Annotated in this window: 13 protein-coding genes; 8 read left to right on the top strand and 5 right to left on the bottom strand. The window is 63.6% G+C overall.

Annotation, left to right across the window (positions count from 1 at the left end; all coding sequences use genetic code 11):
• The first annotated feature begins 230 nt into the window (after positions 1 to 230).
• Positions 231 to 2126 (top strand): quinoprotein ethanol dehydrogenase, encoded by a 1896-nt coding sequence (exaA, locus tag ACF8FG_RS05730; protein WP_014591386.1) that lies wholly within the window; start codon positions 231 to 233, stop codon positions 2124 to 2126.
• Positions 2127 to 2192: 66 nt separating this feature from the next.
• Positions 2193 to 2852: a pentapeptide repeat-containing protein gene (locus ACF8FG_RS05725; RefSeq protein ID WP_014591387.1), complete on the top strand. Its 660-nt coding sequence runs from the start codon at positions 2193 to 2195 to the stop codon at positions 2850 to 2852.
• 203 nt (positions 2853 to 3055) lie between these two features.
• Here the strand turns inward: ACF8FG_RS05725 and ACF8FG_RS05720 are convergent, their stop codons facing one another.
• Both ACF8FG_RS05720 and ACF8FG_RS05715 read right to left on the bottom strand, forming a co-directional pair.
• Positions 3056 to 3694 (bottom strand): response regulator transcription factor, encoded by a 639-nt coding sequence (locus ACF8FG_RS05720; protein WP_003254098.1) that lies wholly within the window; start codon positions 3692 to 3694, stop codon positions 3056 to 3058.
• Positions 3694 to 4968 carry a histidine kinase gene (locus tag ACF8FG_RS05715; protein ID WP_019436704.1) on the bottom strand — a complete coding sequence of 425 codons (1275 nt, stop codon included), beginning with the start codon at positions 4966 to 4968 and terminating at the stop codon, positions 3694 to 3696. Before ACF8FG_RS05715 ends, ACF8FG_RS05720 begins: the two co-directional genes overlap by 1 nt.
• Before the next feature lie 150 nt (positions 4969 to 5118).
• On the opposite strand from ACF8FG_RS05715, the gene ACF8FG_RS05710 reads away from it, so the two are divergent.
• From ACF8FG_RS05710 to ACF8FG_RS05685, 6 genes are all read left to right on the top strand, one after another.
• Positions 5119 to 6312, top strand: a complete 1194-nt coding sequence (locus ACF8FG_RS05710) for an ABC transporter substrate-binding protein (RefSeq protein WP_135199140.1) — start codon at positions 5119 to 5121, stop codon at positions 6310 to 6312.
• A 30-nt stretch (positions 6313 to 6342) separates the two neighbouring features.
• Complete coding sequence (locus ACF8FG_RS05705; RefSeq protein WP_019436706.1) at positions 6343 to 7332, top strand: YVTN family beta-propeller repeat protein; 990 nt, start codon at positions 6343 to 6345, stop codon at positions 7330 to 7332.
• Complete coding sequence (locus ACF8FG_RS05700; protein WP_318081951.1) at positions 7329 to 8069, top strand: ABC transporter ATP-binding protein; 741 nt, start codon at positions 7329 to 7331, stop codon at positions 8067 to 8069. The genes ACF8FG_RS05705 and ACF8FG_RS05700 overlap by 4 nt, the downstream gene beginning before the upstream one ends.
• The gene (locus ACF8FG_RS05695) at positions 8066 to 8857 is read left to right on the top strand and encodes an ABC transporter permease (protein ID WP_267273119.1); all 792 of its coding nucleotides are present in this window, start codon (positions 8066 to 8068) and stop codon (positions 8855 to 8857) included. The genes ACF8FG_RS05700 and ACF8FG_RS05695 overlap by 4 nt, the downstream gene beginning before the upstream one ends.
• 274 nt (positions 8858 to 9131) lie before the next feature.
• Positions 9132 to 9692 (top strand): PQQ-dependent catabolism-associated CXXCW motif protein, encoded by a 561-nt coding sequence (locus ACF8FG_RS05690; protein ID WP_318081949.1) that lies wholly within the window; start codon positions 9132 to 9134, stop codon positions 9690 to 9692.
• Between the two features lie 54 nt (positions 9693 to 9746).
• The gene (locus ACF8FG_RS05685; RefSeq protein WP_003254108.1) at positions 9747 to 10412 is read left to right on the top strand and encodes a response regulator transcription factor; all 666 of its coding nucleotides are present in this window, start codon (positions 9747 to 9749) and stop codon (positions 10410 to 10412) included.
• Positions 10413 to 10457: 45 nt separating this feature from the next.
• Here ACF8FG_RS05685 and ACF8FG_RS05680 read toward each other — a convergent pair whose 3' ends face one another.
• The 3 genes from ACF8FG_RS05680 to ACF8FG_RS05670 form a co-directional block, all read right to left on the bottom strand.
• Entirely contained in the window at positions 10458 to 12356 is a 1899-nt protein-coding gene (locus ACF8FG_RS05680; protein WP_318081948.1) for a NahK/ErcS family hybrid sensor histidine kinase/response regulator, read from the bottom strand.
• The gene (gene nosP, locus ACF8FG_RS05675) at positions 12325 to 13488 is read right to left on the bottom strand and encodes a nitric oxide-sensing protein NosP (protein ID WP_014591394.1); all 1164 of its coding nucleotides are present in this window, start codon (positions 13486 to 13488) and stop codon (positions 12325 to 12327) included. Before nosP ends, ACF8FG_RS05680 begins: the two co-directional genes overlap by 32 nt.
• A 140-nt stretch (positions 13489 to 13628) precedes the next feature.
• A complete protein-coding gene (locus tag ACF8FG_RS05670) occupies positions 13629 to 14816 on the bottom strand; it encodes a porin (RefSeq protein WP_010953581.1) in 1188 nt (395 codons plus the stop codon).
• Between the last annotated feature and the right edge of the window lie 252 nt (positions 14817 to 15068).

Below are 15068 nucleotides of genomic sequence, written 5' to 3'. Positions count from 1 at the left end.
AAAGCCTCAACCACAGAGGCCGTGCCGCCATCTTAGAAACAGCCCGCGGGCGGCCGAATGCTGCTTTGGTGGCCGGGCCTTAATCCCTTGGTAGTAGGGCTTGTGGCGAAAGGCCAATTGAGGTGCCGTGCGGGAACTATTCCCGGCAAGGGCGGGACTTTTTCCGTATCCCGCGACAGCCGCTGCGCCCCACCCTGTGCTGGCCAAAACCTCCACTGGGAACTGCAACCATGACAATAAGATCGCTACCCGCCCTTTCCCCTCTGGCCCTGAGCGTGCGCGTCCTGCTGATGGCCGGTAGCCTGGCCCTGGGCAATGTGGCAACAGCGGCCAGCACACCCGCTGCACCTGCCGGCAAGAACGTCACCTGGGAAGACATCGCCAATGACCACCTGACCACCCGGGACGTGCTGCAGTACGGCATGGGCACCAATGCCCAGCGCTGGAGCCCGCTGGCCCAGGTCAATGACAAGAACGTGTTCAAGCTGACCCCGGCCTGGTCCTACTCCTTCGGCGACGAGAAGCAGCGCGGCCAGGAATCCCAGGCCATCGTCAGCGATGGCGTGGTCTACGTCACCGGCTCGTACTCGCGGGTATTCGCCCTTGATGCCAAGACCGGCAAACGCCTGTGGACCTACAACCACCGCCTGCCCGACAACATTCGTCCCTGCTGCGACGTGGTCAACCGCGGGGCGGCGATCTACGGTGACAAGATCTACTTCGGCACCCTCGACGCGCGTGTCATCGCCCTCGACAAGCGCACCGGCAAAGTGGTGTGGAACAAGAAGTTCGGCGACCACAGCGCCGGCTACACCATGACCGGTGCGCCAGTGCTGATCAAGGACAAGACCAGCGGCAAGGTGCTGTTGATCCACGGCAGCTCCGGCGATGAGTTCGGCGTGGTCGGCCAGCTGTTCGCGCGCGACCCGGACACCGGCGAAGAGGTGTGGATGCGGCCCTTCGTCGAGGGCCACATGGGCCGCCTGAACGGCAAGGACAGCACCCCGACCGGCGACGTCAAGGCGCCGTCCTGGCCAGACGACCCGACCACCGAAACCGGCAAGGTCGAAGCCTGGAGCCACGGCGGCGGCGCCCCTTGGCAAAGCGCCAGTTTCGACCCCGAAACCAACACCATCATTGTCGGCGCCGGCAATCCCGGCCCTTGGAATACCTGGGCGCGCACGTCGAAAGACGGCAACCCGCATGACTTCGACAGCCTGTACACCTCCGGCCAGGTCGGCGTCGACCCGAGCACCGGCGAGGTCAAATGGTTCTACCAGCACACCCCCAACGATGCCTGGGACTTCTCCGGCAACAACGAGCTGGTGCTGTTCGACTACAAGGACAAGAACGGCAACGTGGTCAAGGCCACCGCGCACGCCGACCGCAACGGCTTCTTCTATGTGGTCGACCGCAACAACGGCAAACTGCAGAACGCCTTCCCCTTCGTCGACAACATCACCTGGGCCAGCCATATCGACCTGAAGACCGGCCGCCCGGTGGAAAACCCCGGCCAACGCCCGGCCAAGCCGCTGCCGGGTGAAACCAAGGGCAAGCCGGTGGAAGTCTCGCCACCGTTCCTGGGCGGCAAGAACTGGAACCCCATGGCCTACAGCCAGGACACCGGGCTGTTCTACATCCCCGGCAACCAGTGGAAAGAGGAATACTGGACCGAGGAAGTGAACTACAAGAAGGGCTCGGCTTACCTGGGCATGGGCTTCCGGATCAAGCGCATGTACGACGACCATGTCGGCACGTTGCGCGCCATGGATCCGACCACCGGCAAGCTGGTCTGGGAGCACAAGGAACACCTGCCGTTATGGGCCGGTGTGTTGGCGACCAAGGGCAACCTGGTATTCACCGGCACCGGCGACGGCTTCTTCAAGGCCTTCGACGCCAAGACGGGCAAAGAGCTGTGGAAGTTCCAGACCGGCAGCGGCATCGTCTCGCCGCCCATCACCTGGGAACAGGACGGCGAGCAGTACATCGGCGTGACCGTGGGCTACGGCGGTGCGGTACCGCTGTGGGGCGGCGACATGGCCGAGCTGACCAAACCGGTGGCCCAGGGTGGTTCGTTCTGGGTGTTCAAGATCCCGAGCTGGGACAACAAGACTGCACAGCGTTGACCTGCAGCGGGGAGCGGCCTTCGCCCCTCCCCGTTTCTGCCCTTCTCCTGCCCAGAGGCTTTTGCCATGAATTACCTGCCCTTGACCTTGCTGCTGGCGCTATCCCCTGCCCTGGCAGTGAACGCCGACGACGCCGGCACCGATACCCCCTTGATCATCAACGGCTGCGTGATTGCCGAAGCCAGCCAGTGCCCGGGGGCCAACCTGCGCGGCGCCAACCTGGCCAACCAGGACCTGCGCAAGATGAACCTGGCCGGTGCCGACCTGCGCGATGCCGACCTGCGTCATGCTCAGCTGGACCTGGCAAATCTGGAAAAAGCCCGCCTGCAAGGTGCCAACCTGACCCGCGCCAGCCTGCAACAGAGCAATCTGCGCCTGGCTGACCTGAGCAACAGCAGGCTGGTGGCCATTCAAGGCTGGGGCTTGTTCGCCCAGGGCGCACAGTTTGAAAAGGCGGACCTGCGCGCAGCCTACCTGCAGTTCGCCAGGCTGTCCGGGGCAAAGCTGCAGCAGGCCAACTTGCAGGCGGCGGACCTGGAGATGGCCTGGTTGAGCAAGGCTGACCTGCAAGAGGCCAACCTGGGGGATGCCAACCTGCAGGAGGCCAAGTTTGGCCAGAGCAACCTGGCACGCGCCGATTTGCGCGGGGCGCGGCAGCATTACGGGAATTTTCAGGAGGCCAACATGGAGGGGTGCAAGGGGTGCCCTGAAACCTGGGACAAATGAGAGGTCTGTAGGCGCGGGTTCCCCCGCGAAGGTCCGGGCCTGCTGGCCAATTTCCACCTGCCGTTCACCGTCGCAGCCGCCACCGTATTCGCGGGTAAACCCGCTCCTACACACAGATCGGGGGTGGACACATGTCGGGGGTGGACTCATTACGTTGTGCTCGGTGGGCTGCGACGCAGCCCCAACAGGTGCAATGAAATACCTCACCCCGCCACCCGCACCACCCCCAGATCAATCCCCAAATGCACAAGCTCGGCATGCGAGCTGACCTGCAACTTGCTCTTGAGCAAGGTCAGGTGGTTGGACACGGTCTTGGCACTGATACACAACTGCTCGGCAATCACCCGCGCCGGGGTTCCCTTGGCCAGCATCGTGAATATCTCCAGTTCGCGCTGGGTCATGCGCTGCAACCGCGGGTCACTGGTACTTTGCTGTGACAGGCAAGCCAGCTGGGTGGCCAGGGGCTGCTCGATGTAGGCATGCCCAGCCAACACCCGCTGCACCGCCTCGATCAGCACCTCGGGCGCCGAGTTCTTGGTCAGGTAGCCCGAAGCCCCCGCATCCAGCGCCTGGCGCACCAGCGGCAGCTCGTCGTGCATGCTGAAAAACAGCACCCGCAATTGCGGCAGGCGCTGGCGCAGGCGGCGAGTGGTTTCCAGGCCACTGATACCAGGCAGGCCAAAATCCATGATCACCAGGTTGGGCACCTGCTCCTGTACCCTGGCCAGCGCCTCTTCACCACTGGCGGCCTCACGCACCTGCACCAATGGCAGCACCGCCCGCAGCAAGCTGGCGTAGCCCTGGCGCACCACGGCGTGGTCATCGACCAACACGATATTCATCACACCTCCTCGGGAATGTTAAGGGCCAGCGCCCAGCCACCGCCCGGGCGGCTGAAAATGCGTAACTCCCCTCCAAGGCTGCGGGCGCGCTCGGCCATCGAGTGCAGGCCTACCCCTGGGCGCTGGGGCTGGTGGGCGCCGCAGCCGTTGTCGCGAATGAACAGGCGCAAGCCCTTGGGACTGCGCTGCAGGCGCACCCGCACCTGGCTGGCACCGGCATGCCGGGCGACGTTGGTCAACGCCTCCTGCAGCAAGCGGTACAAATGCGTTCTGCTCGGCCCAGTCAGCGCCGGCAAGTGCTCGCCAACCCGCAACCGGCATTCGATGCCCTGGGTGGCCTGCCACTGGCTCACCAACAGTCCGAAGGCCTCGGCCAGCGGCATGTAGTGCAGCGCCACCGGATACAGGTTGTGCACCAGCGCGCGAAAACCTTGCTGCAGGCGCTCGCAGTTGAGTTCAAGGGCCTGCACCGTCTGGGTCACCACTTCTGGCTCCTCGGCCACCATACGCAGCAGGCATAGCTGGGCACGCATGCCTGCCAGGTATTGCCCCAGATCATCGTGCAGGGTCTGCGCCAGCTGGGTACGCTCCTGCTCCTGCACCGCCAGCAGGGCCTGGGTCAGCTGGGCATTGTCGGCCTGGGCCTGCTCCAGGGTTGCAGCCATGCGGTTGAAGTGTTTGGCCAACTGGCGCACTTCCGGCAGGCCGGCCTCGCGCAGGCGTGCCGTCAATTGCCCGCCTGAGACCTGGTGCAAGGCCCCCAGCAGCTCATCCAGCAGGCCCATGGCCCGCCGTACCGCCCAGCGGATGGTCAGCAAGCTCAGCAACAACGCCAGGCCACAAACGCCAAGCAGTTGTTGCAGGGAGTCCCAGACTTCATCGATTTCATCCCGCGCATCCACGGCAATCAACACGCGGCGGCCATCACTCAAGTCCAGCAGCCGGCTGCTGTGGTAGCGCTCGCCGAACAACTGGCGGCCGAGCCAGGCATCGATACCGGCCTCTTGCGGCAGCCTTGGCACCTCACCCGCTGCCAGCCAATGCACCCGCACATGGCGCAGGCTCTTGGTCAAGCCGGGCTGCAGGTTTGCCGGGTCGCGTTCGGCGGTGTCGCCCAGGTATGCCACCACGGCTTCGGCTGACTGCAACTCACGTTCGACGTCGGCCACCGCCTGATGCAACAGCACCCCGGCACAAGCCAGCGTCACCAAGGCGAAGCACAACGTGACCCAGAGGTTGACTCGCCACAGGGCCGACAAGTTGACAAGGCGCACAAGCGGTTCTCCTCAGGCCGTTGTGGACCATCGTAAAACTGCGGCCCCCGCACTGAATTACTACCTTGGTACCGGCCGAGCGCTACTTTCTGCATATTCCCCCCTCCCGGCGGGCTTCCTATGCTGGCGCCATCTGCCGTGGAGTGTGTTATGCGCCAGCCTGCCCACCTTGCCTTGACCTGCCTGCTGGCCTTGGCCGCAACGCTGGCTACGCCCCTGGCGCCCGCCGCTCAGGGCCAGGCCGCAGCCCAGCTGCAGATACACATCGGCTACCTGGGCTATCGCCCCGCCGCTGGCCCGCTGCTGTCCAATGTCATCCCCGAACCCGGCGATGCCGGGCTCCAAGGTGCCGAACTGGCCATTGTCGACAGCAACAGCACCGGACGCTTCCTGAAGCAGCAGTTTCAGCTGACCAGCGCCAATGTCGACAGCCCCGAGGCCCTGCTGCAAGCCGCCAGGGCCCAGCATGAACAAGGCCTGCGCCTGTTCGTGGTTAATGCCCCGGCCGCCAGCCTGCGTGCGCTGTCTGCCGCCCTGCCCGACAGCCTGTTGTTCAACGCCGGCAGCCCCGACGACAGCCTGCGCAGCAGCCAGTGCCTGGGCAATGTCCTGCACAGCCTGCCGAGCCGGGCCATGCTGGCCGACGCCTTGGCGCAGTTCCTGGTGCTGCGCAAATGGCAACGGGCATTGCTGGTGGTCGGCCAGACCCCGGACGACCAGGCTTACGCCGCTGCCCTACGCCGGTCTATGAAGCGCTTTGGCGTGCAACTGGTCGCGGAAAAAACCTGGACCTTCGACAACGACCAGCGCCGCAGCGCCCAGGCCGACATGCCGCTGTTCACCCAGACTGCCGAGTACGACGTGGTGCTGGTGGCAGACGAGCGCGGTGACTTCGGGGAGTACCTGCCCTACCAGACGTGGTATCCACGCCCGGTGGCCGGTACCCAGGGCCTGACCCCCACGGGCTGGCACAAGACGGTGGAAACCTTTGGGGCGGCGCAGTTGCAAAAACGCTTCGAGGCCCAGGCCGGGCGCTGGATGAATGACCGTGACTTCGCCGCCTGGATGGCTGTGCGCAGTGTCGCCAGTGCAGCCAGCAAGCTGCGCCTGGCCGAACCTCGCGCGGTTCAGCAACTGCTGCTCAGCGAGCAGTTGCCGCTGGACGGCTTCAAGGGGCGCAAGCTCAGTTACCGCCCGTGGAACGGCGAACTGCGCCAGCCGATCCCGTTGGTTCAGCCCCGCGCCCTGGTCAGCACCTCGCCGCAGGAAGGCTTCCTGCATCCCTTCAACGAAATGGACAGCCTGGGCTACGACAAGCCCGAAGTGACGTGTAGCTACCCCTGACCCGACAACCACAACAATAAGGAATTCGCCATGCGCCGCCCCCTCTTTCACCGGGCCCTGCTTTACCCCAGCCTGCTGTCGGGCGCCCTGGCGCTGGCCAGCAGTCACGCCATGGCTGCCACCGCCTGGGTCTCCAACGAGAAGGACAACAGCCTCAGCCTGATCGACCTGCAAACGCTGGAAGTCACCGAAACCCTGCCGGTGGGCCAGCGCCCGCGTGGCTTGCTGCTGTCACACGACAACAAGCTGCTGTACATCTGCGCCAGCGATTCGGACCGGGTGCAGGTGATGGACGTGGCCACCCGCAAGATCATCAAGGAGCTGCCTTCCGGCAAGGACCCCGAGCAGTTCGCCCTGCACCCCAACGACCGCTGGCTGTATGTGTCCAACGAGGACGATGCGCTGGTGACGGTGATCGACACCGTCACCGACAAGGTGCTCGGGCAGATCGAAGTCGGCATCGAACCCGAAGGCATGGCGGTCAGCCCCGACGGCAAGTGGGCGGTCAACACCAGCGAAACCACCAACATGCTGCACTGGATCGACACCAGCACCCAGACCCTGGCCGACAGCACGCTGGTCGACCAGCGCCCGCGCTTCGTCGAGTTCAGCAAAGACGGTTCGCGCCTGTGGGCCTCGGCAGAAATCGGCGGCACGGTGACCATACTTGACGTGGCCACGCGCCAGGTGCTGAAAACCCTGAATTTCCAGATCAAGGGCGTGCACCCGGACAAAGTCCAGCCAGTGGGCATCAAGCTCACCGCCGATGGCAAGTACGCCTTCGTCGCCTTGGGCCCGGCCAACCACGTGGCGGTGATCGATGCCAAGACCTTTGATGTGCTCGACTACCTGCTGGTCGGGCGGCGGGTCTGGCAGCTGGCATTCACCCCGGATCAGAGCCAGTTGCTGGCCACCAACGGTGTCAGCGGTGACGTTTCGGTCATCGATGCGAAGCAGCTCAAAGTGCTCAAGTCGGTGAAGGTCGGGCGCTACCCCTGGGGCGTGGTGGTGACACCATGAATGCCCTCGACGTCAGTGACGTGAGCTTTGCCTATGGCCAGCGCGAGGCACTCCGGCAGGTCGGTTTCAGCCTGGCACCCGGGCGCTTCGCCGCATTGCTGGGCCCCAATGGTGCCGGCAAGTCGACCTTGATCGCCCTGCTCACGCGCCTGTACGACCTGCAGCATGGCGACATCCGCGTGTGCGGCTGCTCGCTACGCAACGCTGCACGCCCGGCCTTGCGCCAGCTGGGTGTGGTGTTTCAGCAAAGCACCCTGGACCTGGACCTGAGCGTTGAGCAGAACCTGCGCTACCACGCCGCCTTGCATGGCCTGTCGCGGCGCCAGAGCAACCTGCGGGTCGAAGCCGAACTGGCCCGCCAAGGCCTTGGCGAACGCCGGCGCGATCGTGTGCGTGAGCTGAACATCGGCCATCGGCGGCGGGTGGAAATTGCCCGCGCGCTGCTGCATGAACCGCGCCTGCTGCTGCTGGACGAAGCCAGCGTCGGCCTCGATCCGGCCAGCCGCCTGGCGCTTAACCAGCACCTGCGCCGGTTGTGCCGCGAGCAGCAGCTCAGTGTGCTGTGGGCCACTCACCTGCTGGACGAAGTGCAGCCCAGCGATGACCTGTTGATTCTGCATCAGGGGCGCCTGGTGGCCAGTGGCACGGCCGATGCGCTGAGCCTTGAGCACGGCGGCGACCTCGATAACGCCTTTGCCCGCTTGACCAACGCCCCCTCAGGAGCCCACGCCCGATGAACGCTTACTGGCAATGTTTCAACGGCATCATGCTGCGCGAATGGCTGCGCTTCGTGCTGCAGCGTACACGCCTGCTCAGCGCGCTGGTGCGCCCGCTGCTGTGGTTGCTGGTGTTCGCTGCCGGCTTTCGCGCAGCGCTGGGCATTGCCATCATCGAGCCCTACGACACTTACATCCCCTACGAGGTGTACATCATCCCCGGCCTGGCCTGCATGATTCTGCTGTTCAACGGCATGCAGGGCTCGCTGTCGATGGTCTACGACCGCGAGATGGGCAGCATGCGCGTGTTGCTGACCAGCCCGCTGCCACGCCCGTTCCTGCTAGGCAGCAAACTGCTGGCAACTTCATTGATTTCCCTGCTGCAAGTCTATGCCTTCCTCGCCATCGCCTGGTTATACGGGGTACAGCCACCGGCTGCAGGCTTGCTGATGGCGCTGCCAGCGTTGCTGCTGGTGGCCTTCATGCTCAGTGCCCTGGGGCTATTGCTGTCGAACGCCATCCGCCAGCTGGAGAACTTTGCCGGGGTGATGAACTTCGTGATCTTCCCGCTGTTCTTCCTGTCGTCGGCGCTGTACCCGTTGTGGAAAATGCGCGAGGCCAGCCAGTGGTTGTACTGGATGTGTGCTGTGAACCCGTTCACTCATGCCGTAGAGCTGGTGCGGTTTGCACTTTATGAGCGGTTGAACCTGCTGGCGCTGGCGGTGTGCCTGGGGTTGACCGCATTGTTCACCCTGCTGGCGATCCTCACCTTCAACCCCCAGCATGCAGCGCTGCGCAAGCCGCGCTGAAAACCTGGCGTGCAACGCGGATAGTGTGTGGGAGCGGCCTTGTGTCGCGATTGGGCCGCAAAGCGGCCCCTAGATTTCAGCTGCACCGCACACATTGCCGGGGCTGCTGCGCAGCCCTTTCGCGACACAAGGCCGCTCCCACACCTAGGGCGTCTCCATGCCTTCAGGCGCCTGGCCATCTACTACTTTAGTACTGCATTTACTGTCTATCGTCGCATTCACAAAGCACCGCCACTGGCATGTAATGAGTCCATAACAAAAAGGAAAAACCGCCATGCCACGTGCCCTGCCCCGGCTGCCACGCCCTTTGATGGCGGTACTTTCGCTGAGCCTGACGCTAGGTATCGCCCAGGCTGACACGGCGCCGCTGTTCTCCGCCGACGGCTATCGCACCACGCACTACCGCAGCCCGCCCCCGCAACAGGTCGAAGGCGGCCAGGTCATCGACACCGCCACTTTGCAAGGCCTGCTGAGCCAGACGCCCCGGCCGGTGCTGATCGACGTCTATCGCCGTCAATGGCTGCAAGGTCGCTTCATAGAAGACGAACCGCACAGCAACCTCCCCGGCAGCCTGTGGCTGGCCAACACCGGCGACGGCGAACTGAACCCGGCATGGCAGGACTACTTCGTGCGTAACCTGCAAAAAGCCACGGCCGGGCACCCGGACCAACCACTGGTCTTTTACTGCCGCTCCGATTGCTGGTTAAGCTGGAACGCGGTAAAACGCGCGAAAGCCTTGGGCTATAACAACCTGTATTGGTACCGCGACGGCCTGGATGCCTGGCAGCAAGCCAACCTGCCATTGCAGCCGGCACAACCGGTGCCGTTCCCCTGAAATGCCTGCGTATGCGTGCCCCGCTCCATCCAATAAAAACAAGGTGAAAAGGCCATGTACAAAATTCTGATTGCCGACGATCACCCCCTGTTTCGCGAAGCCATCCACAACGTCATCAGCGATGGCTTCCAGGGCAGCGAGGTCATGGAGACCGCCGACCTTGAAAGCGCCCTGGCCCTGACCCAGGCGCATGACGACCTCGACCTGATCCTGCTCGACCTGAACATGCCCGGCATGCACGGCCTCAATGGCTTGATCACCCTGCGCAACGAGGCGCCGACCACGCCGGTGGTCATCGTTTCGGCCGAGCAGGAAAAACAGATCGTGCTGCAGGCCATTACCTACGGTGCCGTGGGTTTCATCACCAAGTCGTCGCCACGCTCACAGATGATCGAAGCGATCGAGCAGATCCTCAATGGCAATGTCTACCTGCCACCAGACATCATCCGCGCGCAGAAAAGCAGTACCAGCCGGCGCCATAACGATGCTCCGAGCTTCCCGCCGGAAATGCTCCAGGCCCTGACCCGCAAGCAACTGCTGGTGCTCGAGCGCATGACCAAAGGCGAATCGAACAAGCAGATCGCCTACACGCTGGACATCGCCGAAACCACCGTCAAGGCCCACGTTTCGGCGATCTTGCGCAAGCTCAATGTGCACAACCGGGTACAAGCCATCCTCAGTGCCGGCGATATCGATTTTGCTGATTATCTGCGCCGTTGACCTGTTCCAGCCGCTTCGCGGGTCAACCCGCGAAGCGGCCAACCGCTATGCCACGCCACTGGCCAGTAGATGGCTCATCGCCGTCTTGAGCTTCATCGGCCGTACGGGCTTGTGCATCAGTGTGTGACCCAGCTCGCGGATCTGCTGCTTGAGATCATTGCTGTAGTTGGCAGTGATCATCAGCGCCGGTAGCGGCTGGGCACGGCGGGCATTGATCCGCGCTACGGCGTCGACACCATTGCAGTCGTTGTCCAGGTGGTAGTCGGCAATCAGCAGGTCGGCCTCGGCGTGGTAGTTGTCCACCTGGCGCGCCAGGTCTTCCTCCGACAGCGCAGTGACCACCCGGCAGCCCCAACCTTCCAGCAAGGTGCGCATGCCCGCGCAAATCGCCGCATCGTTATCCAGCACCCACACCCGCGCCCCACGCAGGCGTTCGAGCATCGGCTCGCAGATCACCTGGCTCGCCTGGGCCTTGGGTGCAGTGGCGCTCAGCGGCACCTCGACAGCGAACACCGAGCCTTTGCCCAGCCATGAACGCACGCGGATCCGGTGGCCGAGGATGCCGGCGATCTTCTCCACGATTGCCAGGCCCAGGCCCAGCCCACGGTCCTGGTCCGGGCGCTGCACATCACCCCGCTTGAACTCCAGGAACATGTCTTCCAGGTGTTCTTCGGCAATGCCGATGCCGCTGTCCCATACTTCAATCCGCACGCCACCGCGCTGGCGCCGGCACCCCAGCACCACGCGCCCGCTGCGGGTGTAGCGGATGGCATTGCTGAGCAGGTTGCGCAGGATGCGTGCCAGCAGCTGGATGTCACTGCGCACGACGGCAGAACACCCCACAAAATGCAGCTCTAACCCTTCGCTACGCGCTACCTGGGCGTATTCGGCAGCCAGGTTGTCCATCAGTTCGTGGAGGGCAAACGGGGCGACATCGGCCTTGATCACCCCGGCATCGAGCTTGGAAATATCCACCAGGGTGCCCAACAGGTTTTCCACATCCTCCAGCGAATTGCTGACATTTCGCACCAGGTGGGCAGCGTTTTGCGGCTCGTCGCGCTCGAGCAACGCACTGGTGAACAGCCGCGCCGCGTTCAGCGGTTGCAGCAGGTCATGGCTGACCGCAGCCAGGAACTTGGTTTTCGACAGGTTGGCCTGCTCGGCCTCGCGCTTGGCCTCGCGCAGACGCGACTCGGCCTGGCTGCGCTCTTCGATTTCGCGCAACAACTGGTCGTTGAGACTGGTCAGTTCGGCAGTGCGCTCGCGCACCCGTTGCTCCAGGTGCTGATACGCCTGGTGCAACGCCTGTGCGGTGTTGCGCCGCTCGGTGATGTCGCGGATCAGCACGAAGATGCCCACCACTTCGCCACTGGCCAGGCGGTTCGGCACGTAGGAGCGCAGCATATAGCGCTCCTGGCCGTTGATATTGGTCTCGGCAAATTCAAACGTTACGCTCTCCCCCGCCAGCGCCCGCGCCACATAGCCTTCCAGGCGCCGGTAATGCTGCTCGCTGTGGGCCTCGCGCAGGCTCTGGCCCAGCATCACACCATGCGGCCAGCAATACCACTCTTCGTAAACCTTGTTGGTGAATTCGTAGACCAGATCGGCGTTCAGGTAGGCGATCAACGCCGGGACGTTGTCGGTAATCAGACGAATCTGGTGCTGGTGGGCAGTCTCGGCCCGCTGCCGGGCCTCGCTGAGCAGCCGGTTGACCGCCTTGAGTTCGGCCATGGCCTGGTTCAGCGCATCGGTGCGTTCGCGCACCTGCTCGGCCAGCACCACCGAATGCTGGAACGCGGCGTATGGGTCGTTGCCCCGGGTCACGCCCGACTCGATGCGCTCGATCAGTGCGTCATTGATGCGCTGCAGCTTGTGGTTCTGATGCTGCAGCCGGGTCAGCTCGGCCTGCAGTTCAGCGACCGACAGGAGGCCGGTTGCGGGCAATGGCGACCCCGGTGAAGGTCTGGTTGATGTGCATGCCATTGAACTGTTCTCCGTAGGTGTTGAAGCCAATCACCCGTTGCTCGCGCAGGAACGCGCCGACCGGCTCCAGGCCGTGATGGGCCTCCAGTTCCAGCCGCCGCAGGAAACAATCACAACCGATGGTCAGCAGCAATGGTCCGAGACGCTGGTGCAAGCCATCGAACAGCTGGTGCAGGTTCGGCAACAGCGGGCCCGGGGTCATGGCCGTGAGCACGATGCCGTTCTCCACCGCGCAGTAGAAGCTCAAGCTGAGGTCAGGGTGCATTTGCTGGATCGCCCGCACGTAGTACTGATCATGAATGCGCACGGCCAGCGGGTGGGCGGCGAACACCCGGTGATCGAGCGCAGCCACGGGCACACCGATGTGGCGGGCATATTCCTCGGCCGCCGGCTCGGCATTCAGTTCGAAAACCCGGCGCTGGGCGCTGTCGGCACCGGTTACCACCAGCTTTTCCTGGCGCGGCAGGATGTGATGCGTGGTGAACACTTCGAAGTCGAGCCAGGTGTTGACCAGCACCACCACGGCTGCGCCGTTGTGGAATGCACCGCCGTAATACACATGGGTGCGGTTCAGGTAATTGTCGTCACCGGCCGAGCCGCCGAAGTGCGGGATATCCCCCAGTGCTGCGCTGAGTGCGGCAAGCACCATCTCCTCGCGGCTGGACAAGCCATCGAGCAGCGTGAGTGCAAAGCTGTGGCCCTTGATTGGCGCCAGGGTATTGCTGCGGCAGGTGCCGACCAGCCGCTCGACCATCTGCTGCGCGTCGATCAGGCTGAAGCGCTCCATCTCATCGATCAACGCGGTGGCGATCGAAAAGTGCCGGTGATCGAAGCCCACCGCCGTCACGCAATTGCGGCCGTAGCCCAGCGGGGTGATTTCACCGGCGCTGGTGCAGCCGACCAGGCGTATGCCGCCAAAGTCCTGTTCCAATGCTTCGCCCAAAGCCTGCAAGTCGTATTCGGCGGAGCAGAAGAACAACACGAAACCCAGGTGCGGGTGCAGCAACTGCCGCGCCAGGTCCTGAGCGGCCAGCCGTGCGTCGGTAGCCTGAGACATGGCACTGACCACACCGTCGTTATGAGCCTGCTGCATCGTGGTCTCCGGCACGGGGTGGCTGAGTGATCAGTTTAAGGAGCGGGTGGCGGGTGACGAATGCTACTTGGGTAGCGGGTGGGCGGTTCCATGGGCGTAAAAGACCGCGTCATTCGGGGCCGCGTTGCGGCCCCGGCCACTTACCAGGTCAACACCGCGCCCACCGCAAAGGTATCGGTGTCTTCGTTCTGCGCACTGGTGTCATGCCCGTCGATGGAAAACTGGTTGTACTCGGCAACCAGTTTCAGGTTGTCGTTGATGTCATGGAACAGCGCCACACCCCGGGTCTCGTAGTCCGCGCCGCTGCCAACCGCACCGTTGCCATCGTCCTTGGTCTTGCCATAGGACAGCGCCACGCGGTTCTTGCCGAACTTGTACGAGCCCTGCAGCAGGTAGCCATCACTGTCGACATTGCGCAAAACCGGTTCGCCGGCATTGTTGGTGAAGAACGGGTTGATGCCTTTGGCCTGGAACCCCGAGCCGGTCAGCGACCAGCCGCCCATCTTTGCCTGCACCCCGTAACCCACCCCCTTGGAAGTGATCGTTTCTACCGTGGAGTCAGTATTGTCCGAGGTCTGGTAACTGCCGTTGACCCAGCTGTAGATCTGCGCGCCACCGAGGTCGAACTGGTAGGTGATCTCGCTCTCGGTGCGTGGGTTTTCCTGGTAGGCCTTTCCGGTCGGGCTGCTGTCGTTGGTGTCCACCGGGTCCATGATGCCCACCGCCACCCGTAGGCCCTCCATCACTGGCGTACGGTAGGTGATCTGTGAGGTAGGGAACGGGTATGGGTAACCGCTGCCAATGTTGCCGAACGACACCCCGCCGCCGTCCACCAGCCCCAGGGTGTCGCTGACCTGGCCATAGCCGGCCAGCAGTTCGTCGAGCAGGATGTTGGAACGGGCGAACAGCCCGAAGTCCTTGCCGATCAGCACCTCGCCCCACTCGGGGTTGGCCACCGTGCCATAGAACTGGCGCACGTCGATGGCGGTGTCGGTGCCGTTGGTTTCACTGTCGTTGATGGTTACCCAGAACGAGGCACGCGCGCCGAGCTTCAGGTCATCCACCTGCTTGCCCATGTTGAAGCCGAGGTAGTTGGGCAAGAAGCCCATCTTCACCCGCGACTGGCGGCGGTCAAACTGCTCGCCCTCACGGTCGACCTCGCTGTTGACGTAGAAGGCGTTGATATAGCCATCGGTGGAAAACGTCGTCTGATCCTTGTCGTACAGCATGATCTCGGCTTCGGCGACGCTGCTCAGGCCAAGCGCAGAAAAGCTGGCGATGGCGGCTGCGAGAAAACGAGGCGGCAGGTGCTTATTGTTGTTGTGCATGGCGCGCTCCAAACGGGGACGGGATGTCGGAGGCGATTATCAGAAGGGGGCAAACTGCCAGAAACGCTGCTTTGGCGTGGGGTGGCGAGTGCTTTGGGGCGGGAGGGTGTGGCCCGGTGATTTGGTCCCGGTACCTGCTTGGGTCCTGGTTCGAGACTTATGGCTCAGGCAGGAGTGGCAGGCGGGTATCAATACGATTGAATGAACCGGGGCCGCCTTGCGGCCCTTCGCGGGCTCGCCCGCTCCCACAAT

It is taken from the genome of Pseudomonas sp. YQ_6, assembly GCF_043103245.1.
Taxonomy (GTDB): domain Bacteria; phylum Pseudomonadota; class Gammaproteobacteria; order Pseudomonadales; family Pseudomonadaceae; genus Aquipseudomonas; species Aquipseudomonas alloputida.
The sequence above is the reverse complement of the archived record's forward strand: the minus strand, read 5'-3'. Positions and strand labels throughout refer to the sequence as shown.

Excerpts from the sequence above, each read along its gene's own strand:
- ACF8FG_RS05710 (WP_135199140.1), top strand. The coding sequence starts at position 5,119 with ATGCGCCAGCCTGCCCACCTTGCCTTGACCTGCCTGCTGGCCTTGGCC.
- ACF8FG_RS05670 (WP_010953581.1), bottom strand. The coding sequence starts at position 14,816 with ATGCACAACAACAATAAGCACCTGCCGCCTCGTTTTCTCGCAGCCGCC.
- exaA (WP_014591386.1), top strand. The coding sequence starts at position 231 with ATGACAATAAGATCGCTACCCGCCCTTTCCCCTCTGGCCCTGAGCGTG.
- ACF8FG_RS05700 (WP_318081951.1), top strand. The coding sequence starts at position 7,329 with ATGAATGCCCTCGACGTCAGTGACGTGAGCTTTGCCTATGGCCAGCGC.
- nosP (WP_014591394.1), bottom strand. The coding sequence starts at position 13,488 with ATGCAGCAGGCTCATAACGACGGTGTGGTCAGTGCCATGTCTCAGGCT.
- ACF8FG_RS05720 (WP_003254098.1), bottom strand. The coding sequence starts at position 3,694 with ATGAATATCGTGTTGGTCGATGACCACGCCGTGGTGCGCCAGGGCTAC.
- ACF8FG_RS05695 (WP_267273119.1), top strand. The coding sequence starts at position 8,066 with ATGAACGCTTACTGGCAATGTTTCAACGGCATCATGCTGCGCGAATGG.
- ACF8FG_RS05690 (WP_318081949.1), top strand. The coding sequence starts at position 9,132 with ATGCCACGTGCCCTGCCCCGGCTGCCACGCCCTTTGATGGCGGTACTT.
- ACF8FG_RS05705 (WP_019436706.1), top strand. The coding sequence starts at position 6,343 with ATGCGCCGCCCCCTCTTTCACCGGGCCCTGCTTTACCCCAGCCTGCTG.
- ACF8FG_RS05685 (WP_003254108.1), top strand. The coding sequence starts at position 9,747 with ATGTACAAAATTCTGATTGCCGACGATCACCCCCTGTTTCGCGAAGCC.
- ACF8FG_RS05725 (WP_014591387.1), top strand. The coding sequence starts at position 2,193 with ATGAATTACCTGCCCTTGACCTTGCTGCTGGCGCTATCCCCTGCCCTG.